The sequence below is a fragment of the Asticcacaulis sp. P2_C5 genome (assembly GCF_056404555.1).
In genome coordinates, this window is the sequence record NZ_JBFUDU010000001.1 from 329,523 (window position 1) to 350,752 (window position 21,230).

Sequence of the window (21,230 nt, forward strand, 5' to 3'; positions counted from 1 at the left end):
TTTTTATCCCGGCGCCTTGCTATGCGCCCTGTTCACCAGCACACGAAACAACCAGAACAGCATTGCGCCGACCACCAGTACGGCCGGAACGGACAGCACGCCGCTGGTGCGAATGGCCTGCGGGAAGACCTGGGTCTGACCCTCAAAGAAGGACGAGGCGGCAATATACAGCGCCAGGCACATGCGCCACAGGTGGCGCGCAATGCGATGGCGGCCGGTGGCGCCCCGTCGCACAATAACGCTTATGTCGAGCATGACCGCCAAAAGCGCCACGCCTCCCCAGAAAAAATACACGCCGGCGGGAATGGCGTAGTCCTTGGCATATTCCTGCAGATGGCCGGTTGCCACCTTCTGTCCGATCGCCAGGGCGGAAAAAGCGACACCTGCGCCGACCACCGCGGCGATCACATCGAGACGGCTGACAAGGGGCGTCCTGGGCTTTACGGCGAACCAGGCGGTAAGGACCAGGTAGGCGGTCAGGACGCCGACAATGACGGTCATCAGGTTCGGCATGTACCAGGCCATGCACGTCCCGCTGGCCGCCATGCCCAGCATGGCGATGACGAAGGCGGCGCCGGCGGCCCTGTGTCCCGGGCTGCCCTTGCGCAGCACGAGTGCCGCAGTACCGCCGATCAGGCCGATGCCGCCTGAGGCTATGTGAAACAGGAGAAGGGGGGACGGGCTCATGACTTCACCTGTGCGCGGGTATTGATCCCCAGTATCAGAAGCCACAATCCCATGATCAGTTCATAGGCAAGCGCCAGCGCATAGCTCAGCTGTATCTGGGCGGCGTATTGGGGCAGGAAGAGGGTGGCAAGGCCGCCGGCCAGCAGGATGGCATAGGCCAGCAGGCCAAACGCCGACAGTCCCTGTGGAACCAGGTTCGATTTGAAAAACAGATAGCTGAATACCAGCGAGCCCAGGCTGATAAAGACGACGACCAGGACATAGGCCGACTCGCGCGCCATCAGGAAGAGCGCGCCGAGTGCAGGGGCAGCGTCACCGCCGACGACGTCCAGGGCGATAAAGGCCATCAGGACAGCGACTGTGCCGAGCGTAATGGCGCCCGATCGCCAGAGGAGGCCCAGCAAGGCCAGATTGTTGTCGACGGACCTGACCGTTATGTACAGGCTGACAATCAGCAGGACATCGGCGGCGAACATGACCAGGTCACCCACCAGTCCGGCGCGAAACAGGTCCTGGTGGCTGGCGATGTTGAGAACGGACTGCCGCACGCTGTCGGGGTCGAGGAGGACGCTGTCGACCAGTATCCAGGTGAGGAGGGCGGCGGTGGTGGTCAGCAGATAGGCAAGGCCTGCGACCCTGTCGTAAGGTTTTGCCGGGTGGCGAACGGGGATGGTCACATAAGGTCTCCGCAGTGATGTGGGCCGGTCGGGGGAATCGCGGTAAACCGCTGCACCGTCCTTGCCCTGTCACGTCACGTCCATCGTCCTGACCTGTAGGTTCGGACGCTTTTTTTGGCTATGGAAGCTAGGGTAGGCTGAAATGTCTTTGCTTTACTGAACCAGGAAGGCGCCAGAGTGATCGCTGCGCATATGACGTCTCTCATCAACTACGGCCTGCCCGCGCTGGGTATCGGTGTCGGCATGACCGTGCTGGCCCAGCTCGGCCTGCGCTGCAAAAGCGCTGCCCGGCAGGACCGGCGGCCCATCCTGGCCATGGCTGTGTTCGTGACCGTCGTCATGATCGACCTGTATCTCGGCACCGCCGATATCAATGCCCCGAGCGCCGAGGTGGCGTGGCGCCTCAGCCTCGGCCTGGCCCTCATGCCCGCCCTGCCGTTAAGTCTTTGGGTCTATGTGCGCAGCCTCACCGAGATGACCCTGGCGCAGGATGGCCCAGATTCAGACCCAGGCCCAGACCCGCGCCCAGACCTGAGACGCCACCTGGTGGCGCCGTTGATCGCCGCCATAAGCGTGCTGCCCCTGTTCGCCTTGTCGGCGCACGCCAAGGCCGCCCTGGTCGCAGGCGTGTTCGTCAGGGAAGAACTGGTTCTCGAAATCATCGCCCTGGTCGGGACCCTGGTCAGCTGGGGGATCTGGATCGTGATGCTGGTCGTCTACGGGATCGCCATTGTGCGCCGGCTGGTTAGTCATCGCCGTCGTATCCGCGACCTCTACTCCAATCTCGCGCCCGTCGACCTGCGCTGGGTTCACGTCCTGATCGCCTGTATCTCAATCGCTATTGTGCTGACGCTGGCCGACCAGGTCTCGTCCTTTGTCCTGCAGCGCTCGCTGGCCACGCCGGCGACTGGCGTCCTGTTCGGTATCGCGATCCTGTTCGTTTTCGGTATCTTCGGCCTGCATCAGGACGCTTCCATGCCCCATTGGCGCGGTCGTGATGGCGACGGGTCGGACAGAGATGCGCCGGAAAGGGATGGGCAAGCGCCGGACGAACCAGCGCCGGATAGACTAATCCCGGGTGGGCCTGGGGCCTGCGCGGCCGGTCCATCCTATGCGCGCTCAGGCCTGGACGAAGACGATTGCCGCCGGGTCGTCGGGCGGCTAGATGCGCGCATGCAGCAGGATCGGCTGTGGCGTGATCCGTTCCTCAATCTGTCGGGCCTGGCGCACAAGGCCGGCGTCAAGCCCAATGCCATCAGCCAGGCGCTCAACACCCATCTCAGCCGCAACTTTTTCGATTACGTCAACGGTTGGCGCATCAACGAGGCCTGCGAGCGGTTGCGCGACAGCGACGACAGCGTGATTGGGGTCAGTGAAACTGTCGGCTTCAATTCCAAGTCGACCTTTAACGCGGCCTTTAAAAAAGCGACCGGCCAGACGCCGACACAGTATCGGGCAGGCTCCGCGGCCAGACGCCCTGACAAGCCGTAATTTGTAAGACATGGATTGGCGGGATCTGGTGGAGCCCCGGCGTCGTTTTCCCCTGTTTTCTCTCGGCGATGGTCGCTTCAGGTTTGACACTGCCGCGATGAAAATATATGCAGTGTACTGATGAATTTCCAGCTCATGTTTTGTTACTGGGTATAGCCGGGAGCGTGCCCAGGAAGGCCTGACGGGCAACGGTCGAGCCTTCGTTATACCCTGGTCCAGCAATAGGGGAGGCGGAACGGCCGTAAGCGTCCGGTGACTGCGTTTTGTCTCGCCGTCGAACTGGGCGAAGGTCTGGACATAATTCCGCAGATATCATTGACAAAAAAGCTGAAAATAAGATTCTGCGCATCCTTAGCAAAGGTGCCAGCCAAATGGGGCGCGGAAAACGCCAGATGATAATGGGAACCATGGGCGCAGTCGCATCCATGGGAGGCTTCTTTTGGTACGGTATCACTTACCATGTCTTCGGCGGCCAATTCAGAAGTGACGCGAAAACTTTCATATTCTTTGGCTGGATATTGCTTGCATTCTTCTGTTTTGGCTTCGCCGGAGACGGAATAAAAGGTGGTTTAAGGACTGCTGGATATTTTGCGGGGCTGGCGCTGGCGGCGCTTTGCGTCGGCGTATTGCTGGGCCACTATCGATAGCGCGCCTTTGAACCGCCCGCCGGTAATGGCCGGCCGCTGCGAATTGCCTATGGTTAATCGGGATTCGGGGCACCACAGCTAGTGGTGAACAAAGCCGGAACCGGTGCGAATATCTGATTCTTACACGTTTTGTTTTCGCGCCGTTCCGTGACTCGGGCCGATGTCGTTAAGGTTCGCCGGCCTTGGCGGGGATGTAGGGTAGCCATCAATAGAAGATGGTTATGCCGTCGTCGCCGCGCTGTATTTCACCGTCGCCGAACCAGCAGCTGTTGATGAAGGTTCCGATCTTACGGTAACCGGTCAAGTCGGATGGCTTCAGGATATAGCCATCGGCCCTGAGTGTCCTGGCATTGCCGATATCGTCGGGCAGACGGGAACTGGTCAGCACGATGACGGCAATGTCGTGCAGCCAGGCTTCGGCCCTCAGATCGGCGAGCAAGCTCAGGCCGCTCTTTCTGGGCAGGTTCAAATCCAGAAGGACAAGGCCATAATAGTCCGGAGGCGATTTGGAGATCATCTCGGCCGCGGTTTCCGCGTCGTGCGCCGCCTCGACCTCGATGGCCGGATTGGCCTCCATCAGGCCGCGTTTCAAAAGCAGAATCTCGGCGGCGTTGTCTTCGACAATGAGAACGCGCAGGCAATCGTTTTGAGGCGTGTCAAGTTGCATGGACGACCATTTCAGACCCTGGCAAAACGCATTTACGACGGGGTTGGTTGCACGGCCAAACGAATATTGGAGCGGGTGAAGGGAATCGAACCCTCGTATTCAGCTTGGGAAGCTGCTGCTCTACCATTGAGCTACACCCGCAATCACAAGGCTTTGCGTTAGAGTTTTTCCTAGTGCCACAACGATGGCTGCGCCGTCAACACAAAGGCGGTGGATTTCAAGGTCATCTGGTCTGCGGGCGTCAGTCGATGTCATAGCCGCAGAGCGACAAAGCTTTATAAGCTGTGGATACTGGGTCTGCAATGGTTTGCGATGGCCCGGCAAATGGCATTTGATTCATGTTTCCTGATAGCCCTTGCGCGTTTTTTCCAGTGTCAGTTTTACAGCTTCACGCCGGGCGCGGTCCTCGTCATCAAAGGTCTTGAGCACGCGCTGGCCGTTGGTGCCGATCCGGCCGAACTCGACGATGAGGTCGCAGCCGTTGACGCCGACACGCCAGAACTTACTCGACGTGCCTTCGACAAACTGGAACTCCTTCATGCTGGCTGCGACCGCGCCAGCCGGCGCAGGCGGCAACGCGTCCATCGGCAGATCGGGAAGGCGTGGTTCGGGTGCCGCTGCCGGCGGGCGGGCCTCGGCGGCCAGGGTGACGCCGCTGAACGGATCCTTGTCGGCCAGGTCCCAGCTGGAGCGGGTCAGTTCCTGCTCGATCCGATCGATTATCGCAGACCGCCCGCGCCGCCACGAGGCCACCGGAACATCGAGCACGCGCCAGCCGAAGGCACGAAGTATGGCCGGGCGGAAGACGAAGCGTTCCTCGACCGAGCGTGACTCAGGATCGTCGCGGTCCAGCAACAGGCCAAGGGCATAGCCATCGCCGGCGGGGTTGACGATTGCCAGGTCGCAGCGGAAGCTGGCGCCGCCGACGTGTTCGTGCACCACGTAGCCGCGGTCGCGCAAGGCCGTCGCAATGGCTTCACGGACGGAATCGTCAGGCAGGTCGCCGCCAAAGGTGCGCGCCGCGTCGGGGTTCAGCGTGCTGAGCACAGCCTGGGCATGATCGTGCGCCCCGTTCGATTGCGCTTCGGCAAAGGCCAGGAAGCTGCGCAGGGCCCGGGCGCCGTCGTTGTGAACATTGGTGATCGCCTCGGGCGCGATGGTCGAGATGATCGCCATGTGGCGGCGCGCCCGGCTGAAAATGACGTTGAGGCGCTTTTCGCCGCCGCGTTGGTTGATCGGACCAAAGTTCATCACCATGCGGCCGTCGCGACCCGGCGCGTAGCAGACGCTCATCAGGATGATGTCGCGCTCGTCGCCCTGGACGTTTTCCAGGTTCTTGACGAACAGGCCATTGAACTGCCCGTCGTCCTCGCGAACATATTCCCGCTCGAGCGCTGCCGCAAAGGCGCTGTCCTCGGCAGCAAGCCGGTCCAGCGCCGTTTCGATCTCATTCTGCTGGGCTTCGGAAAAGGCGACGATGCCCAGGCTTTCCCCGGTCGCCCGCAGCAGCAGTTCGCGGACCAGACCGGCGATATAGCGCGCCTCGGGCACATTGCTCCGGCCTTCGTAGAGGCCGTCGGCGATGCGGTGCGCGGAAATGGGCATGGCCAGCAGGCGGGTAACGGCGGCGCGCCAGCCGGCTTCGTCGTCAGACTGGGCCGCCACCGGCACCTCCACCACGGCGCGCAAGGTGCGATCGGGGATGGTGACCAGTTGCCCGCTGTAGAAGGCGGCGTTGGAGAAGCTGATCAGGGCTTCGAAACGGCTGCGATAGTGCCAGGCCAGGAGTGTGGCCGGCAGGTTGCGCGCCGCCTGGTTAAGCAGGCTGTCCGCATCGAGCAGGATGGAGATGGTTTCGCCGTCTTCCCAGGCCTGGACCTGCATGTCGTCCTCGTCGAGTGAGGTCGAAAAGAAGCTGGTCGGCGGCAGCTGCATCTCGTCGCCGACGATGATCACCTGGTTGGACCGGCACAGGGCGGGAACCGCCTCTTCGGTCGGAATCTGACTCGCTTCGTCGAAGATCACCACGTCGAACAGGTCGGGACTGAGCGGCAAGGTGTCCGAAACCGACAGCGGACTCATCAGCCAGATCGGCTTCAGGTCATTGACTACCGCGCCGGGATCGCCACTGGCCAGGTCGCGGATCGAGCGATAGCGCATCGACTTGCCGAACTCGTGCTCGAGCTCGCGGCGACCGGTGGCATAGGCCTTTTTCAAGGCGCGTCCGGCATTGTCGAGCTGGGTCACCGACTGTTCCGAGACCTTGACGTGATCGCGGAACTGGCGATGCAGGGTCGCCTTGATCGCCTCTGCATTCTCGTCGCGCAGTAGGGCGCGGGCGGCGTCGGCGCGGCGTGAGACGGACACCAGGCGTTCGATATCGAAGCGCCGCACGTCGGGGCGTTCGCGTTCGAGCCGCGCAATGGCTTCGTCGACGACCAGGGCTTCGATGTCGAGCAGCGGCAAGGCCAGGGCGCGCAGAGCGGTGGTGACGCCGGGGTGCGCCTGATGCAGTTCGGCCAGGGCGGGCAGGAGATCAGGCAGGTCGTCCAGGGCTTCGCGCAGGTCGCGAAGTGCTTCTTCGAGCTGGTCGAGGGTAAAGCGCGCGACACCGTCTAGCCCTTCGGAGAGGCAAGTGGCCAACTGGCGCAGGACATCGGCGAACTGCGCCTCACCGGCCAGGACGTCGCGCGGGCGGCCCGATTGCTGCGCGCCTTCGATCAGCCGGCGGCGGGAGGTATCCAGGCGATCGAGGCCGGACAGCTCAGCCCGCAGCGCCATCAGCCCGGGCACATCGTCCGAGTGCAGGCGCTCGCCCAGTTCGACCTGGGCCTGGGCCAGTTCAGCGGAGGCCGCCTGGTGCGTGGCGAGCTTTTCGAGCACGGACGACACGCTCGGGGTAACCGCGTGGGCGGAGAAATCGTAACGAGCGTGCACGGTTTTGTGCAGGCTCCGCCAGGCGCCGCTGAACAGCCGCAGGAAGGAGCCTTCCTTGGCCCGCGCCAGGTCGAGAGCGGCCTCGGTATCGCCGGGGTCCAGCGGATCGCGCCAGTTGGCTGCCTCGGCCGCGGCGGCGTCGCAACGCGCTTTCAGCCGCTCGATGCGCGCGACATCGGCCTGGACGCGCTCCGACGCCTGCGATGCCGGATCGAGCAGGTCCAGGGACCGGGCGAGGCCGGTTTCGACCAAGCGCTGGGCCAGGCCCGCGATCGCCGTCGCTTCGTCCAGCGGTGTCGCGCCATTGACCACCAGGCTACCACCTTCACGCCAGCGATCGAGCCGTTGCAGCAGCCGCTCCGCCGTGTCGATCATCGTCTCGGCCCGGGCAAAGGGGCGCGCGTCGGCGATCGTCGTGGCATTGATCCGGGCAAAGGGATGGGCGGCCAGGCTGGTCTGGCCGGACAGGTCGCGTACCGCGCGGAAGGTGCGTTCGGCCATGGGTCGTGCCGCATCCCACGCCGCAAGCGGCGGAAGCTGTTCGCGCAAGCCGTGCGCGATACCGGCCGGCGCCGCGGGCAGCCGGGCTGCGCGGCGGACAATTGCGCGAAGGCTTATCGCGCCCGTCCCGGCGCCGACCGCGGTATCGTACTGGGCGATGGCGGCGAGATGCTGTTCCAGGGCGGACACCGTCCGCCCGCGGGTCTTGCGCCTTTGGTCGAGCCCGTCGGCTGTCTTGCCCCAGGCCTCGTAATGCCCTTTGAGGTCGGCGATAAAGGTCTTCTTGTCTTCCTGGGAGTCGTGGATGATGCAGGCCAGCCCGTCGAGCCCGGCCTGTCCGAGGCGGTGGAAGACGACGTCAAGCGCGGCCCGTTTTTCGCAGACGAACAGCACGCGTTTCCCGCGCCCGGCATAGTCGGCGATGAGGTTGGTGATGGTCTGGGACTTGCCGGTTCCCGGCGGCCCCTGGATGATAAAGCTGCGGCCGGTGCGGGCGAGGCCGACCGCCGCGTCCTGGGTCGCGTCGGCGGCAACGACGTTCCACTGCTCTGCGACCGGCAACAGCGGCGGCATCTCCTGCGCAAAGGGGCGCGGCTCGATCGAAAAGACCTGGTCGAAGGCCGGCAGGGCCTCGGGCCGGTCGATAAGTTCGGCATAGTCGCGGACCAGCGACATCTTCTTGTAGTTCAGGTTGGCCAGGGTCACCTGGGTCAGGTCCAGCTCCCAGGCAAATTTGTGGCCGTCACTGCCCCCCCGGGCGTAGCTCAGCGCCTCGGTTTCGGCATGATCGGGCGCTGCGTGATCGGGTCTGGGGCGCAAAGATCCGCCTGAGGCGATGCGCTGGGGCAGAGGCGAGGGCCTGACGAACTTTTCAAACAGGGCATGGCCCAGCGGCCGGAAATCGTCGCGGGCATAGCTGAAATCCGTCCGGGTGCTGACCGCCTGGCGACCGGTATTGCGGCGCTTGTTGAAGCGATTGACGCGCTGGACGGCCTTGCGATGGATGAGCTGGATCTGCGGCTTTTCTTGCAGGTCGAGGCGCACGCCCGGCTCGCTGGCGTGGATCTGGCGCAGGATATCGGCATGGACCTCGCCCAGGCTGACCTTCGCCAGGTCGATCTCTTCGGGGAGCTCGATCGCGTAGAGCTGGCGCAACATGTGACGCAGGGCCGGATTGAATTCGGCGACCGTGTCGGCGCAGCGGACAACATACTGGTCGCGCACGCCCTTGGCCTTGCTGACCTCAGCCGGCAGCCACAACAACGGCGAGGTGATGCGCTCGTTCGGCGCTTCCTTCAGGTTATGCCAGTGCAGGAAGGCGACGACCAGCCGGAGGTGGCTGAAGCCGTATTCGGCGCGATCACGGCGGGTTTCCTGAATGAGTCGGTCGAAGGCGCTCGACAACTGCGGCTGATCCTCGAAGCGAAGCCATGGATTGAGCGGCGTCGGCTTGCCCGACAGGACGGTGTCGACGAAGCGGCCGGTCCAGGTACAGAGCTGCTCGGGCCGGATCGATTCGATGCGCATGACGATCGGCATGCTGGCTTCGGTCAGGTTGACGTTGGACTGGGTCGAGCGGAAATGGATCAGCTTGTTGCGGCGCGACAGGTCGAACAGGCGGTCGCGCAGATGGGCCAAGACTGCACCGCGCCGGTTGGCCACGCCGTGATTGGCGGCCAGCACCTTTTCGACGTCGAGCGCGACCGGCTGATCGCGATAGGTTTCCAGCCGGCGCGCCAGCTCGCCCATGTCGGTCGCGCGTTCGTGGCGGTTGAGCGTCGTCGCTTCGAGGATGATCGAGGCCAGGACCGGATGGAGCCGCGGCGCTATGGCGAACAGGTTCGACCGGTGCATGGCGAACCGTTCGACGTCGCCGGCATCGCTGAGGTCGATACCGCAGGCGAAGGCGGCCATGATCATGCCGACCAGGAAGACGTCGGTGATTTCGTCGTGGTGGCCCAGTTCGATTTCCCAACTGCGCAGGCCGGTCAGGTAGACCGGCTTGGAAATCGTTGTGTCTTCACCGCCCGGTGCGCTTAGATCGTCGACCTGTGTGCCGCTGGCTTCGTCGTTGGTGACGCGGTATTCGCCGATGATCTTGAGCGCGGTCGACACCTTGGGCTGGACGCGGTCGATGGCCGCCAGATGGCTGGAACGCGCCTGGCCCGACGGATTGACCAGTTCGAGCCTTCCGTCGGCTGTCTCACGGATTGTGCCCAGGGTCAGGTCGGCAACCGCGCCCTGTTCGTGCAGGGCCGCCACCTGGCGCATCAATCCGGACATCAGGTGGATGATGTCCTCCGGCGGCAGGACATGGTCCAGTCCGGCCAGGGCTTCGCTTAGCTTGCGTGGTGCGGCGGGGGTAGGGGCGGAGGTGTCGGGTTCGTCTTCGCGCATGGTCAAACCGCCTTCGCCGCGCGGACCACCAGGCCGTCGGTCGCCCTTTTGGTCCATTTGAGATCGCGTTTGAGGGCGGCCTTCAGCTGGTCGACGGCGCCGATCGATTGGGCGGTCTTGGCGGCCAGGATCATCAGGTCATCGGTAAGTTCGGGGTCGCACATGGCGCAATCGAACATCAGGGCGATGAAATAGTCGCGGGTGGGATCATCGATGCGGTCCGGCCCGATCCGCGCCAGATCCAACGGCGCTTCGCCCGGGCGGAATTGCGGAAAATAGCGCCGCACCTGGGTCAGCACCGCGTCGTCGGCATCACCGTCGGGACGGACGAAGCGGGCCAGAAAGCCGCGCGTCATGTCTTCGAGCTGGCGCTGGCGCAGCAGGTCGAGGGCCTCGATCGACACCGGCCCTCTCAGCCTCTGCTCGATCCACGACTCGGTCTCCTCCGCACCCTGCCACCACAGCTCGAGCGCCCGTGCGCGCAGGAACGATTCCGGGTGGGAATAGCCGGCCGACTTCGGGTTGCCGGCTTCGAGTTCACGGGCCTGGCGCAGATAGGCGGCCGGATCGACCGAGGTCAGGCCGGTCATGACCTTGACCAGCATCGACACCGCCGGCGCCACATCGCCGACGGCGAGGGCGGCGCCGCGATCGGCATACAGTTCGGTGTGCAGGCTGAGCAGCCGCGCGGTTTCGCGGTGCGACGGCGTGGCGTCGGGGAAGGACAGGGCGAGGTCGAGGACGCGGCTGGCGATGTAGTAGGCGCCGTTATCGGCCGACCAGAGCTTGTAATGGGCCAGTTCGTGACCGAGCAAGGCAAGCAGCTCGTCCGGCGCCAGCCGTTCCAGCGTCGGGCCGGAGAAGACGAGGTGGACTTCGCCGGGAATGTAGTAGAGTGCTGCGTTCATCGTGCCGTCGCCGGCCTGGTAGAGCGTGACGGGCGCCTCGACGCCCAGCTTTTGCATGGCGGTGGCGCAGGCGGCGAAGACGGCGGGGTGGCTGTCGGGTTCAAGCCGATAGGTTTCGCGCAGCATGCCTTCGCGCACCTCCTGCGACTGCTGCAGCCGGACATTGGCCGAATTCGCCCAGTCCCAGACCTGGGGTTCGTCACGCCTGAGATAGGCGACGAGGTCGCTGTGATAGCTGAGCGGCGTCAATGCGTGCTGCGCTGCCGAATCTGCCGCTTCCATATCTTGCCCCCCTGCGTGCCGCGAATCCGGGAATCCTAATGAAAGGAATCGATACCTGCCAGCCCTTAATCATCGGTTGCGGTGGGAAACCAATTGAGGGGAACGCGTCGGGACCCGCACTCCGGTACAATCCGCGTGTCGTTAGTCATTTGTGTAGACAGAATTAAGGGTGTAAGTCACGGTTGAGTTCCACGTATCCACTGCATCTTGAGATTATTTGGCTACATAAGCGGCCAGAAATGTCCGAACACGCGGAACAGATTGAACGGCCGGAGGCCCCTGAGAGTCCAGAGCAACCCGAGCGGCCGGAAATAGCCCTGCCTAGGATTCATTTAAACGGCCGACGGATCGCCGACGGTACCCGTTATGTTCAAGCGGAAAGACAACGCATGCGGAATTTAGGTCTATCCCTGGCGATCATGGTCGCCATTTCCTTGGCGGCCCTCGGCTCTCCAGCGGGCAGCCAGACGGCAACCAATCCCGCCGCTGAGGCGGCGCAGACGGCTCAGCTTCCACCGCTCAGCGACTTTGTCGGGACCTACGCTTACCAGGGCGGCACCATCGAGATCGTCGCGCCTGATGGGCTGGTCGCGGTGCTGGACGGCGGCAAATACCCGCTGCGCCGCAAGACGGCGGATGTGTTCGTCAACGGTGGCGGCGCGGATGTCACCTTCCATCGCGGCCCCGATGGCGTCGTGACCACCTTTGAGGACAATACGGGCCTCAACCGGCGTCTGTCCGCCCAGGTCTCGGCGAGGACTAAAGCGGGGTTCCAACCCCGGCCTCCAGGCTCGCCGCCCTATCGCTACCGGTCGCCGCGTAACCTGCGCGACGGAATACCCGTAGGCGATGTAGCCAAGTCCGGCCTGGGCGCCGAGGCGGCCGGTCGCATCGTCGCCGGCATCCTCGATAAGACCTGGGGGGACGTTGACAGCGTGCTGATCTTCCAGGGGGGCAAGCTCGTGTTGGAGGAATATTTCTACGGCTATGATCGCGATACGCCGCACCAGCTGCGCTCGGCGACCAAGTCGGTGGTCGGCGCCGTTGTGGGCGCGGCGGTCGCCAACGGGGCCGTCACTTTGGACGAGCCGGTCTTGCCCCGACTCGGCTATGCGAACCTCGCCAATCCTGACCCGCGCAAGTCCGCCATCACCCTGCGCCATTTGCTTACCATGCAGTCGGGCCTCGATTGTGACGACCATGTGGCCGGCTCTCCCGGCGGCGAGAATCAGCTCTACGACACCCCCGACTGGATCCGCGTGATGGTTGACCTGAAAATGGTCGAGACCCCCGGCACGGTGGGCCATTATTGCACCGGCGCTGTCTTTCTCGCCGGTCGCGCGGTAGAAAAGGCGACTGGCCGCGCTCTGCCCGACTATGCGCAGGAGCACCTCTTCAGCCCCTTGGGCATCCGCCGGGCCGACTGGACCTGGAACCACGACCTGACCAGCGCTGACAAGCAATTCGGCATGATGTCCATGCGTCCGCGCGACATGCTGAAGTTCGGCATGCTCTACGCGAATGAGGGGCGATGGGGTAAGAAACAGGTCCTGCCCGCCGCCTGGGTGAAGGACTCTCTGGCATCGCTCAGCACGGTCGAGAACACCGCCTACGGCTACTACTGGTGGCGCATGTCTGTGCAGGTCGCGACACCGGACGGCCCCCGTCGCGTCTACATGAGCGCCGCGCAAGGCAACGGCGGCCAGAAAATTTACCTCGTACCCGAGCTCGACCTGATCGCCGTCTTCACGGGCTCGCGCTACAATACCGGCGACGCGCCTCCGAACAAGATCATGGCCGGTGTGGTGCTGCCCGCCCTGCTGCAGGCGCGCGGTGTAAAGGGAGATGTAGGTGCGCCAGCCCATTGATGCCGCCTCGGCCTCGAAGCTATCCTTATCCGTCGGCCGACAAGTTTGGAGCGGGTGAAGGGAATCGAACCCTCGTATTCAGCTTGGGAAGCTGCTGCTCTACCATTGAGCTACACCCGCAATCACAAGGCTTTGCGGCGGCAGTTTTCCTAGAGCAAAATGACTTTAGAAAGAATCGTCATTTTGCTCTAACTCTTTGCTTGGTCGCGCAATTTAGCCGAAAAGTGGTATCCACTTTATCGGATTGCGCTCTAGTGCGACAGGGATGGCGGCATCGTCAACATCAACGTGGCGGATTTCAGTCGATGTCATAGCCTGAGAGCGACAAGGCTTTATAGGTCTGTGGATATTGGGTCTGCAGCGTGTGGCGGTCGGCGAGATCGGGCCGCGTTTCGCGGAAACCACCGACGGCGCCCTTGCGGACCTTGAGGTCGTTGATATCGCCATTCCAGTTGTCGATACCGATACGCTGAAATTCCCTGGTGCGGCCGGTACGGCTGACCTCGACCTCGAACGCCTGCATCTGTTCGAAAGACGAGGCCTCCAGCGCGCCTTCGAGGGCCGTGCGGTCAATCGGCTGGTCGCCGAGAAACTGCAGCAGCTTCGTGAATTCGGCCTGCGGCTCGCGGCGCAGTTTCGCATATTCCAGAAGAATCTTGCGCCCGCTGTGGCGGTCGAACAGGTCCAGGTACAGCTGGTGCACCGTGCTGATACGTTCGATGCCGTAGATGGGCGAGGCAATGAAGTCGTCCAGGGTGCCGCTGGGGACGCATTCCATAAACCTGTCAGGGTTCAGCCGCTTGATGAAGTAGTAGTAGGAAATGACGATGTCACGCGGGTCGCGGATCAGCAGGATCAAGGGTTTTTCAAGGAGCAGGTCCTCGTATTCGACAAAAGGCGTGCCTTCACGGCCTTCGAACAGGTCGAACCAGCCGGCCGTGAAACAGATTTCCGGCGTTGCGTCCGTCGGCGGGATGGTGCGTGATTTCAGGCTGAATTCGTTGCCGAAGGCCTTGGTCAGATAGGTCTGCAGAAACCAGCGGACCCAGGTGCGCCCGGCCTTCGGGATCGACAGGAACAGGACATCGCTGGCCGCCAGCCAGGGCGTTATCTTGTTCCTCCGGGCCGTGACGGCGGGATCTTCATCCGTCAGACTTGCCTCATTCATCCTGGTCTCCGTTCGACTGGCTATGTGCTTACCACCTTGGACGCGCCTGTACATAAAATCAATCGGGCGGCCCTGGCGGGGAAGCGCCACGCAGCGACGGCGTGCGGGGCGTAAAAAGCGTGGAGATAGGTCGTCTTGCACGCCCCCGACAGGCAGCCGGTTATCTGCGCGCCGGCTGCGCCGAAATCGCCAAACGTGATGATGCCGGCAATGAAGCGGTTGATCTCACCCGGTTTACCGAAGCCCGGCTGGCCCGCCATGTCGAACACCACAATGTCGCCGAGTTTGGCGGCGGAAGGCGTGATTGGGTTCAGTGGAAGTGCTGTGCCGTCACGGCTCCAGAGCGCGTCGATGGTGATGGGGGCGCCGATGCCGGCTGCCACAGCCATGATATGACCGGCGCAATCCAAAGTGCCCGAGCCGGCGCGGCCGCCGAATGCGCCCGTCGTGCCACGACAGGCCAGGGCCCAGGCGGCGATCTCGGCGCCACTGATAGATGGGGTGAAGGTGGAAGCGGGGGAATAGGCGTTCATGGTCATCTCCGGCGCTGGAAATGACCATAAAGGCGGAAGTGTCCGCCGTCAAGAAAAAGCGGAAATAAACGCGTATATTTCCGCTTTTAGCGGAAAAAAGCGTAGTCCCGTTCTCTGCGCTTCACTTAGTATTCGCTTGCCCTCGGGCGGTCGGCACGTGCCGCCCCGCCCCGCGTGGCAGTGAGGTATAAGTCATTACGGTTTCGGGCCGCCCGGCGGGGCATCGCCGCCGTCTTCGCCGTCATCCGCGTCACCGTCTTCGTCGTCGCTGATCTCGAAATCTGCGTCGGATGGTGGCGGGAAGGGATAGGGCCACACCACCGGGGCTGCGGCCGGGGCCGGGACGTTCTCAACGTCACGACTGCAGAAGCGGCAAACCTTGGCTTCGCGCTTGATCCATTCGGCGCAGTGTGGGCATTTCAGATTGCCGGCGGCGATCGCCTTGTTGTCAAGTGCCGCGCCGGTGGGCTGGAGGACCAGGCTGTGGATTAGGGCCACGATCCACAGCGCCATGCCATAAAGCCACCAGGTCACGAAATCGCGGCCTTTGCTGCTGGCAATAGCGGCAGGAATCAAGCCTATTACGGCAAGAATGCCAAGCCAGAGTAAAAGAACTTCCATATTCAAACCCCACTTATAGTTGGCATCATTCGTGCATTTCGAGCCAGGCCACGGCCAGGTCGCGGCCTTGCTTTTGCTGAGCGGGCGTCAGTCCGGGTTCGATGATTTCAAGGGTACCAGGAGGACCGCCGAGACTATCCGAGATAACCGCCCATTTTTCAGCCTGAATGCTATTCCTGGCAACGCCATCTCCAAGAGCATAGGCGCTGGCGACGAAGTAGGCGCCTGTCGGGTCACCAGCTTCCGCCGCTTTGACATACCAGGAAAAGGCAAGCTTGTGACCGGGATCCGGCCGGACACCTCCGTCATAGAAGTTGCCGAGAAGTACCATCTTTTTGGTCTCGCCGTGCTCGGCCTGGAATGCGGTCAGGCCAAAGAACGACTTCTTACCCGACGACGACTGATAGGCATCTTTGGTGATAAAGGCGGCAAGCGTGGGCTGGGTATACAATTGGTCACAGGCCGTTTGCAGCGCCGCAAATCTTGCTTCCATCCTGTTAAAAACCGCCGGCGTGTTTTTGGAAAACGGTTCAAATGTAAACCTGACCACATTGGCTTCACTGGCGGCCACCGACTGCTGCAAGATGTCTTGTATAGCCGCGCCGCTATAACCAGACGCCCTTAACCGATCCATAGCCTCATCGATGCCCTGCTGAACAACCTCAGGATCAACATCGAAGCCGATGGCCACGCACGCCCCTAACTGATGGACATGGGACGCGAGTGCGCGGAGGTCGGCTTCGTACCGGCTGGCCTTCGTTGTAAGCGGGCCAGCCCAGGCACTGGACGCCGCGGCGGAGAGCAGGGCTATAAGCCCCGCGGTCATGATACGCTTCATCGATACCCCCTCTGATCATGTTAAAGCCGTCTGGCCACCCAAACCACCCGACCTACGATATTCACCACATCGGCATTGACCGTATACTGGTTGTGCGCCTTGTTTTCCGAAATAAGCACAACCTTTGGAGGCTGGCTATAGGGGATCATCTCGAGCCGTTTAACCACGGTGGCCGAGCCGTCCCAGATGACGAATATGCCGCCCGACGCCGGATTGTTGTCGCCGTGGTCGACAACGACGCGGTCGCCCGTGCGCAGCAAGGGCTCCATGCTGTCGCCGCGGACCTCGACCATGGACAGCGCGCCCGGTGACAGGCGCAGTTCGTTCTCGATATAGGCCCGGTTGAACGGCCACTCGGCCTTCAGCGCTTCGCGGTCGATGACATAGCCGCCGCCGGCCGACACCTTGATGTCGTATTCGGGCACGGTCAGAAAGGCCGAGGCATCGCCCTTGCGCACCGTTGGGCGGTCGTCGAAGTCGGGAAAATGCGCATTGGACTCGTCTTCCATGCTGCGGGCCAGCCAGTCGGTCGTGACGTCCAGGACCTGGGCCAGCTTTTCCAGGTTTTCGCCATACACGCTGCGTTTCTTGCCGATCAGGATGTCGCGAATGAAGTCCTTGCCCAGGCCGGCCTCGATCGAGGTCGGATTGGGACGCTTGTTCAGGTCCTGAAGGCGCTGGCGCACCCGGGCGGCGAACGGCGTGTCGACGATTTCTGTAATCAGGTTCATGACGGAACCATCCGCTTCCGTGTTTCGGAGGTCAAGGCGTATTTTTCCGCTTGTAAACGCGTAAAAATCCGCTTATTATCCGCTTAAGGCCAAAATATACGGATATTTTCGCGAAATAGCGCGGAAGTACGGCCGCAATGTCCCTTCTCAATAATCATGGAAGCGAAAATGCCCCCTTTTGATCCCATACCGTCAGGAACAAAACATGAACACAAGTGCGTGATCGAGATGGATAACAGTCTCATGACGCCTGTCCTGTCGCGCTGCATCGACGCGCGGCAGTGGCAACACGTCTCCGCCATGACCGGGCTGAGCGAACATGCGGTCCGCCTGGCCTTTGATCCCGGCTATGGCGAGCCGAAACGCAAGGCGCCGCTTTTCTCGTCACCGGCAAAAAAGCCAATCCCGAGGCGGCGCAAGGTCGGGCGCAACACGTCGGCGACGGCGGAATGGACGGCAGGCGTACGTGCGCGCGCAAAAGGCCTGGGGTGGTCGATGGCCGATCTCGCCCGGGCCGCCGGGATGGAACATCAGTCGCTGCGCACCATGATGGCGCCGTCCGGCCACATGACGGCGGTCAACCAGGCGCTCGTCATCTCGGTCCTGGCCCGGGCTGAAAATACTTAGATGCGCGCGCCCTACATCCCCTTTTATGTCGATGACTTCGACGGCGCGACGGCCCACCTGTCGCCGGCCGAGGAGGGCATCTACATGCGGCTGATCAAGCTGGCCTGGCGCTCGCCGGGCTGCGGGTTCGCCAACGACCTGGCCCTGATTGCGCGCAAATGCCGGGTGACGGTGGTCGAGGTCGAGCCCGTGCTGAACGAGTTTTTCAAGCTGTCGCGCGGCCGTTGGTTTCAGCCGCGGCTAAAGCGCGAACATGACAAGTTGGCCAACACAAAACGGGAACTCTCGGAGGCCGGTCGGCGCGGTGGTTTTTCCAAAGCTTTGAAACAGAAGGGGAAAAACTCTGGCCAGGCCACGAATTTTTTGAAGCAACCAGAACCAGAAGCAAAACCAGAAGCAGAGGAGGTGGGGACACCCCATGGCCGCACTTACCGCACATCGGCCCAACGCAACGAGGCCAGCACAGTCGATGCTTTCCGCCAGGTGTTTGGCGGACTTGCCTCTGGCGCGCCTCAGCCTGACGCAACTGCTGGCACAACCGAACCGGCCGGCCCTGGTGGCTGAGGCCGAACGCGTCCTGGCGGCCAATGCCCCCGCCGGCGAGGCCGAGGTCGGGCGCGTCATCTTCAATCTGCTGATCATGTACGAAAGCTTCGATCGCCGCGCCGCGCCGTCGAAGACCCTGGTGGTCGAGCAGTGGCGGCGCAGCCTGACCGGCTGGCCGCTCGATGTCCTGGAAAAGGCCGCCCAGAGCTGGATCAACGGCGAGAAAGCCTCCTTCACACCCCAGCCCGGCGACGTCGTGACGGCCTGCGAACGGATCGGCGGATTCCGCCGTTCCCTGGCCCGCAAGGCGTCGAACTTCCTGCAGATCCAGCAGGCGCAACCGTGAAAATTCATAGGAAAGAAACCGACATGAGCAAGCCAGAGCACAGCTTCATCACCGACCGAACCGTTATCCGCAGCCAGGGCGTTGATCCGTCCGTCTGGCCAAGCGCGTGGTATGTCCTGCGTCACAGGACGGACCCGCGGGCGATCGCCCTGATGCTGGCCGACATGGCCGCCGAGGGCTTCGACGCCTACCTGCCCCAGCTGTTGGTGAAACGCCGGGTGATGCGTAATCGCGTTCTGTCGTCGCGCAAGGAATGGCTGTCGGAGCCGCTGTTCCACGGCTATCTGTTCGCGCGGCCGAACGGCAAGCCGGCGCGCCTCGGCAAGAGCCTGACCCAGGTCTATGCCATCGAAGGCTGCCGGCCTGTCGGACGGGCAGCCCTTTGTCATCACGCTGAACCTTTACTTCACGACCGGCCTGACCTGCGTGACGTCGGCCGTGATGGATGTAACCTTCGGATACAGGTAAAATCATGAAACTCGATCTTAAAACCTTCGTTGTCTGGTCGCTGGTCGGCATGTCCGTCATGGTGCTGCTCATGACCTATGCGGCGGGCTGGCGCACCGGGGACTTCGCCGTCTTTTACGAAATGGCCAAGCAAATCATCGTTTCCGGTCTGGTCGGTGCGGTCATCGCCAACATCCTGGTCGGATCGCATCGCGCGCCGGCCGAACCGCCCAGGGAGGACGCCTAAACATGAACGCGACAATTCTCCTGTCGATCGTCAGCGTCGCTGCCGGGTGGTTCTGTACGGTTGCCCTGGTCATCGTCTGGGCGGTCAGGCTTGAGGACAGGGTCAACCTGATCCAGGCCAGATGCGACGCGCTGAAAGAGGGCGACATCAATCTCCAGCGCCAGGTCGAAGACTACCGCAGCCATACGGATGGCAAGATCGACAAGCTGGGCGACGATATCAAGGCACAACTGGCCAGGATCTATGACCGCCTGGACAAGAAGGTCGACAAATAGGCACCTACGTTTCAGCCCCGCTGGTATCCAGCGGGGCTTTTTCGTTGGCTGGATCATTCCGGACCTTGGATTGTGAGAATGCTTGGTTGTCATTTGGTCGCGGCGCCTATCCAAACTATTGGATATAGTCGCTGGTCCAAACACGTATGATAAGTCTAAATTGAACAATCGTCTTGTCCGCAAAGCCCAACCTAATGTCCAGGATGTTGCAAATGAAGCTTGCTGTGGCTTTTGCCGTTTTTGCCCTGCCGTTTCTTCTCCCGAACCCTGCCGCTGCGGCACCGCCGGTTCAACCTACATTTTGTAGCGAACTAATTTGTGCGGATATCGCAACGCGCGTGACGGTTGGGGACAAGATTCTGTCTTCGCCGACGCTTTCGCTTGATCATGACAGCCGGTACGATGACGGTTTTCGTGTGAACTATGGCGATGGTCTTGCTTACGAAATAGATGTCGTGAAGACGGATTTGAAGGCGTGTGATGCTCCCGATGCAAAGACGGTCGCCGATGGCAATACCCACTACGTCGTGCGACGCAAATCCGATCGGGCCTTCCTGGAATATGAAGGTCTAAAGTGTTTTGAAATTCACATAACCACGGCGAATAGCTGTTCCATCTGCTTGGAACAGTCTCTGCAGCTGGTTTGGATATTGTCCGGTCGGCGCATGTATTTCGAGAGCGGCCAAAGCATTACGACACCGTTCGATTTGAAGCTGAACATGCGTGGCCTGCTGCCCGCTGGCTAGGTCGCTTTCCGTACACATGATCGACGTTTTCCTACCTGTTCAAACGGCGCGGGCTATGGCACATCTGCGCGAACTTGCGCAGGAGCTGTCTTCATGATCCGTCACATCGTTCCGTTTCGTCTGAAGCACGCTAAGGGTTCGCCGGAAGAGGCCAGTTTCCTCGCCGCCAATCGCGCCCTGGCTGACATTCCGGGTGTGCTGGATTTCGACCTGACGCGCCAGGTCAGCCCGAAGAACAGCTTCGATTACGTCGTCTCGATGGCCTTTGCCGACCAGGCTGCCTATCAGGCCTATAATATTCATCCCGCGCATGTCGACTTTGTCCAGACGCGGTGGATACCCGAGGCCGTCGAGTTTCTCGAGATCGATACGGTCGCGTTGTAGGGCGGGGTTGGGTTGATGCCGGGAAGGCCATTAATCTCACCTAAATAATTCGCGTCCATTCGCGTTCATTCGCGGTTCCAACTATTGCATAGGCGACGTCGCTAACGACCGAGTGGGTTTGTCGTGGAGTCGACGCATTGCCCCTCAGGCTCGCCGCCCCGCGCCGATCGCCGTCGCTACGCTTGGCTCTCGTCCTCTCTCCGTAAGAAGAAACGGGAAGAGGTGGATTAAGAACGCCTCGAAGTTACATGCGATAGTGCTGCGCGCCCGCATGTAGGGCTTTTTCTCCATCCTCGACGCGAAATATAACGCTTGGTTCACGCATATTATCGCGTGGACGGAGAAATTTTTTGCGCACCATCGATAGCGTAAATGCCCATTGCGCAGCCTGTGGCACGGTCCAGGCGTTCTAAAAACCTATTGAAAATCAATAAAATAATCGGCTTTGTTGAGGCAATTAAGCGTCTCGCGCAGTTTATCCACATATGTGGATTGTCCGGACACCACATATAGAAATTTGTGGACAGTCTTAATTCCATCCACACCATATGTTGCGGTTTTTAACCATTGGTTTACTATACCTAGACGGCTGGGGAGAAAATCCCTACGGGCATGTCTATATATTGTGGTGTGTAAGCTTGCGAAACGCAAGTCGTATG

At 61.8% G+C, this 21,230-nt stretch carries 21 protein-coding genes and 2 tRNA genes; 11 read left to right on the top strand and 12 right to left on the bottom strand.

What is annotated here, in order from left to right; translation table 11 throughout:
• Positions 1-3 precede the first annotated feature (3 nt).
• Together AC1DXO_RS01240 and AC1DXO_RS01245 are read right to left on the bottom strand one after the other, a co-directional pair.
• Complete coding sequence (locus AC1DXO_RS01240) at positions 4-687, bottom strand: DUF2306 domain-containing protein (RefSeq protein ID WP_476976261.1); 684 nt, start codon at positions 685-687, stop codon at positions 4-6.
• Positions 684-1,364: a DUF4386 domain-containing protein gene (locus AC1DXO_RS01245; RefSeq protein WP_476976262.1), complete on the bottom strand. Its 681-nt coding sequence runs from the start codon at positions 1,362-1,364 to the stop codon at positions 684-686. Before AC1DXO_RS01245 ends, AC1DXO_RS01240 begins: the two co-directional genes overlap by 4 nt.
• A 192-nt stretch (positions 1,365-1,556) precedes the next feature.
• Here AC1DXO_RS01245 and AC1DXO_RS01250 point away from each other — a divergent pair, with 192 nt between their 5' ends.
• Positions 1,557-2,855 (top strand): helix-turn-helix domain-containing protein, encoded by a 1,299-nt coding sequence (locus AC1DXO_RS01250; protein ID WP_476976263.1) that lies wholly within the window; start codon positions 1,557-1,559, stop codon positions 2,853-2,855.
• A 263-nt stretch (positions 2,856-3,118) separates the two neighbouring features.
• Positions 3,119-3,502: a hypothetical protein gene (locus tag AC1DXO_RS01255; protein ID WP_476976264.1), complete on the top strand. Its 384-nt coding sequence runs from the start codon at positions 3,119-3,121 to the stop codon at positions 3,500-3,502.
• A gap of 205 nt (positions 3,503-3,707) precedes the next feature.
• Here the strand turns inward: AC1DXO_RS01255 and AC1DXO_RS01260 are convergent, their stop codons facing one another.
• The 4 genes from AC1DXO_RS01260 to AC1DXO_RS01275 form a co-directional block, all read right to left on the bottom strand.
• Positions 3,708-4,169, bottom strand: coding sequence for a response regulator (locus AC1DXO_RS01260; RefSeq protein ID WP_476976265.1), 462 nt, complete (start codon positions 4,167-4,169; stop codon positions 3,708-3,710).
• 67 nt (positions 4,170-4,236) lie between these two features.
• Positions 4,237-4,310, bottom strand: a tRNA-Gly gene (locus AC1DXO_RS01265).
• A gap of 195 nt (positions 4,311-4,505) precedes the next feature.
• Complete coding sequence (locus AC1DXO_RS01270; protein ID WP_476976266.1) at positions 4,506-10,004, bottom strand: AAA domain-containing protein; 5,499 nt, start codon at positions 10,002-10,004, stop codon at positions 4,506-4,508.
• Between the two features lie 2 nt (positions 10,005-10,006).
• On the bottom strand, positions 10,007-11,194 hold the full coding sequence (locus tag AC1DXO_RS01275; protein ID WP_476976267.1) for a M48 family metalloprotease: 1,188 nt from the start codon (positions 11,192-11,194) through the stop codon (positions 10,007-10,009).
• Between the two features lie 389 nt (positions 11,195-11,583).
• Here AC1DXO_RS01275 and AC1DXO_RS01280 point away from each other — a divergent pair, with 389 nt between their 5' ends.
• Positions 11,584-13,062: a serine hydrolase domain-containing protein gene (locus tag AC1DXO_RS01280; protein ID WP_476976268.1), complete on the top strand. Its 1,479-nt coding sequence runs from the start codon at positions 11,584-11,586 to the stop codon at positions 13,060-13,062.
• Positions 13,063-13,108: 46 nt separating this feature from the next.
• Here AC1DXO_RS01280 and AC1DXO_RS01285 read toward each other — a convergent pair.
• The 6 genes from AC1DXO_RS01285 to AC1DXO_RS01310 form a co-directional block, all read right to left on the bottom strand.
• Positions 13,109-13,182 (bottom strand) — tRNA-Gly (locus tag AC1DXO_RS01285).
• A 178-nt stretch (positions 13,183-13,360) separates the two neighbouring features.
• Positions 13,361-14,230 (bottom strand): sulfotransferase domain-containing protein, encoded by an 870-nt coding sequence (locus tag AC1DXO_RS01290; protein ID WP_476976269.1) that lies wholly within the window; start codon positions 14,228-14,230, stop codon positions 13,361-13,363.
• 20 nt (positions 14,231-14,250) lie between these two features.
• Positions 14,251-14,763: a hypothetical protein gene (locus AC1DXO_RS01295; protein ID WP_476976270.1), complete on the bottom strand. Its 513-nt coding sequence runs from the start codon at positions 14,761-14,763 to the stop codon at positions 14,251-14,253.
• Positions 14,764-14,958: 195 nt separating this feature from the next.
• Positions 14,959-15,384: a hypothetical protein gene (locus AC1DXO_RS01300; protein WP_476976271.1), complete on the bottom strand. Its 426-nt coding sequence runs from the start codon at positions 15,382-15,384 to the stop codon at positions 14,959-14,961.
• Between the two features lie 25 nt (positions 15,385-15,409).
• Entirely contained in the window at positions 15,410-16,222 is an 813-nt protein-coding gene (locus AC1DXO_RS01305) for a tetratricopeptide repeat protein (protein WP_476976272.1), read from the bottom strand.
• Between the two features lie 20 nt (positions 16,223-16,242).
• Positions 16,243-16,953 carry a S24 family peptidase gene (locus AC1DXO_RS01310; protein ID WP_476976273.1) on the bottom strand — a complete coding sequence of 237 codons (711 nt, stop codon included), beginning with the start codon at positions 16,951-16,953 and terminating at the stop codon, positions 16,243-16,245.
• A gap of 228 nt (positions 16,954-17,181) precedes the next feature.
• Here AC1DXO_RS01310 and AC1DXO_RS01315 point away from each other — a divergent pair, with 228 nt between their 5' ends.
• The 8 genes from AC1DXO_RS01315 (at position 17,182) to AC1DXO_RS01350 (ending at position 20,571) form a co-directional block, all read left to right on the top strand.
• On the top strand, positions 17,182-17,580 hold the full coding sequence (locus AC1DXO_RS01315; RefSeq protein WP_476976274.1) for a hypothetical protein: 399 nt from the start codon (positions 17,182-17,184) through the stop codon (positions 17,578-17,580).
• Entirely contained in the window at positions 17,581-18,144 is a 564-nt protein-coding gene (locus AC1DXO_RS01320; protein ID WP_476976275.1) for a YdaU family protein, read from the top strand.
• Positions 18,077-18,472 carry a hypothetical protein gene (locus tag AC1DXO_RS01325; RefSeq protein WP_476976276.1) on the top strand — a complete coding sequence of 132 codons (396 nt, stop codon included), beginning with the start codon at positions 18,077-18,079 and terminating at the stop codon, positions 18,470-18,472. The genes AC1DXO_RS01320 and AC1DXO_RS01325 overlap by 68 nt, the downstream gene beginning before the upstream one ends.
• 23 nt (positions 18,473-18,495) lie before the next feature.
• Positions 18,496-18,948 carry a transcription termination/antitermination NusG family protein gene (locus AC1DXO_RS01330; protein ID WP_476976277.1) on the top strand — a complete coding sequence of 151 codons (453 nt, stop codon included), beginning with the start codon at positions 18,496-18,498 and terminating at the stop codon, positions 18,946-18,948.
• Positions 18,945-19,166 (top strand): hypothetical protein, encoded by a 222-nt coding sequence (locus AC1DXO_RS01335; protein WP_476976278.1) that lies wholly within the window; start codon positions 18,945-18,947, stop codon positions 19,164-19,166. The genes AC1DXO_RS01330 and AC1DXO_RS01335 overlap by 4 nt, the downstream gene beginning before the upstream one ends.
• 2 nt (positions 19,167-19,168) lie before the next feature.
• Positions 19,169-19,441 (top strand): hypothetical protein, encoded by a 273-nt coding sequence (locus tag AC1DXO_RS01340; RefSeq protein WP_476976279.1) that lies wholly within the window; start codon positions 19,169-19,171, stop codon positions 19,439-19,441.
• A 212-nt stretch (positions 19,442-19,653) separates the two neighbouring features.
• Positions 19,654-20,187 carry a hypothetical protein gene (locus tag AC1DXO_RS01345; RefSeq protein WP_476976280.1) on the top strand — a complete coding sequence of 178 codons (534 nt, stop codon included), beginning with the start codon at positions 19,654-19,656 and terminating at the stop codon, positions 20,185-20,187.
• A 93-nt stretch (positions 20,188-20,280) separates the two neighbouring features.
• Positions 20,281-20,571 carry a Dabb family protein gene (locus AC1DXO_RS01350; protein ID WP_476976281.1) on the top strand — a complete coding sequence of 97 codons (291 nt, stop codon included), beginning with the start codon at positions 20,281-20,283 and terminating at the stop codon, positions 20,569-20,571.
• Positions 20,572-21,230: the final 659 nt, after the last annotated feature.

Excerpts from the sequence above, each read along its gene's own strand:
- AC1DXO_RS01240 (WP_476976261.1), bottom strand. The coding sequence starts at position 687 with ATGAGCCCGTCCCCCCTTCTCCTGTTTCACATAGCCTCAGGCGGCATC.
- AC1DXO_RS01250 (WP_476976263.1), top strand. The coding sequence starts at position 1,557 with ATGACGTCTCTCATCAACTACGGCCTGCCCGCGCTGGGTATCGGTGTC.
- AC1DXO_RS01260 (WP_476976265.1), bottom strand. The coding sequence starts at position 4,169 with ATGCAACTTGACACGCCTCAAAACGATTGCCTGCGCGTTCTCATTGTC.
- AC1DXO_RS01270 (WP_476976266.1), bottom strand. The coding sequence starts at position 10,004 with ATGCGCGAAGACGAACCCGACACCTCCGCCCCTACCCCCGCCGCACCA.
- AC1DXO_RS01275 (WP_476976267.1), bottom strand. The coding sequence starts at position 11,194 with ATGGAAGCGGCAGATTCGGCAGCGCAGCACGCATTGACGCCGCTCAGC.
- AC1DXO_RS01280 (WP_476976268.1), top strand. The coding sequence starts at position 11,584 with ATGCGGAATTTAGGTCTATCCCTGGCGATCATGGTCGCCATTTCCTTG.
- AC1DXO_RS01290 (WP_476976269.1), bottom strand. The coding sequence starts at position 14,230 with ATGAATGAGGCAAGTCTGACGGATGAAGATCCCGCCGTCACGGCCCGG.
- AC1DXO_RS01295 (WP_476976270.1), bottom strand. The coding sequence starts at position 14,763 with ATGAACGCCTATTCCCCCGCTTCCACCTTCACCCCATCTATCAGTGGC.
- AC1DXO_RS01300 (WP_476976271.1), bottom strand. The coding sequence starts at position 15,384 with ATGGAAGTTCTTTTACTCTGGCTTGGCATTCTTGCCGTAATAGGCTTG.
- AC1DXO_RS01305 (WP_476976272.1), bottom strand. The coding sequence starts at position 16,222 with ATGAAGCGTATCATGACCGCGGGGCTTATAGCCCTGCTCTCCGCCGCG.
- AC1DXO_RS01310 (WP_476976273.1), bottom strand. The coding sequence starts at position 16,953 with ATGAACCTGATTACAGAAATCGTCGACACGCCGTTCGCCGCCCGGGTG.
- AC1DXO_RS01315 (WP_476976274.1), top strand. The coding sequence starts at position 17,182 with ATGGATAACAGTCTCATGACGCCTGTCCTGTCGCGCTGCATCGACGCG.
- AC1DXO_RS01320 (WP_476976275.1), top strand. The coding sequence starts at position 17,581 with ATGCGCGCGCCCTACATCCCCTTTTATGTCGATGACTTCGACGGCGCG.
- AC1DXO_RS01330 (WP_476976277.1), top strand. The coding sequence starts at position 18,496 with ATGAGCAAGCCAGAGCACAGCTTCATCACCGACCGAACCGTTATCCGC.
- AC1DXO_RS01335 (WP_476976278.1), top strand. The coding sequence starts at position 18,945 with ATGAAACTCGATCTTAAAACCTTCGTTGTCTGGTCGCTGGTCGGCATG.
- AC1DXO_RS01340 (WP_476976279.1), top strand. The coding sequence starts at position 19,169 with ATGAACGCGACAATTCTCCTGTCGATCGTCAGCGTCGCTGCCGGGTGG.
- AC1DXO_RS01345 (WP_476976280.1), top strand. The coding sequence starts at position 19,654 with ATGAAGCTTGCTGTGGCTTTTGCCGTTTTTGCCCTGCCGTTTCTTCTC.
- AC1DXO_RS01350 (WP_476976281.1), top strand. The coding sequence starts at position 20,281 with ATGATCCGTCACATCGTTCCGTTTCGTCTGAAGCACGCTAAGGGTTCG.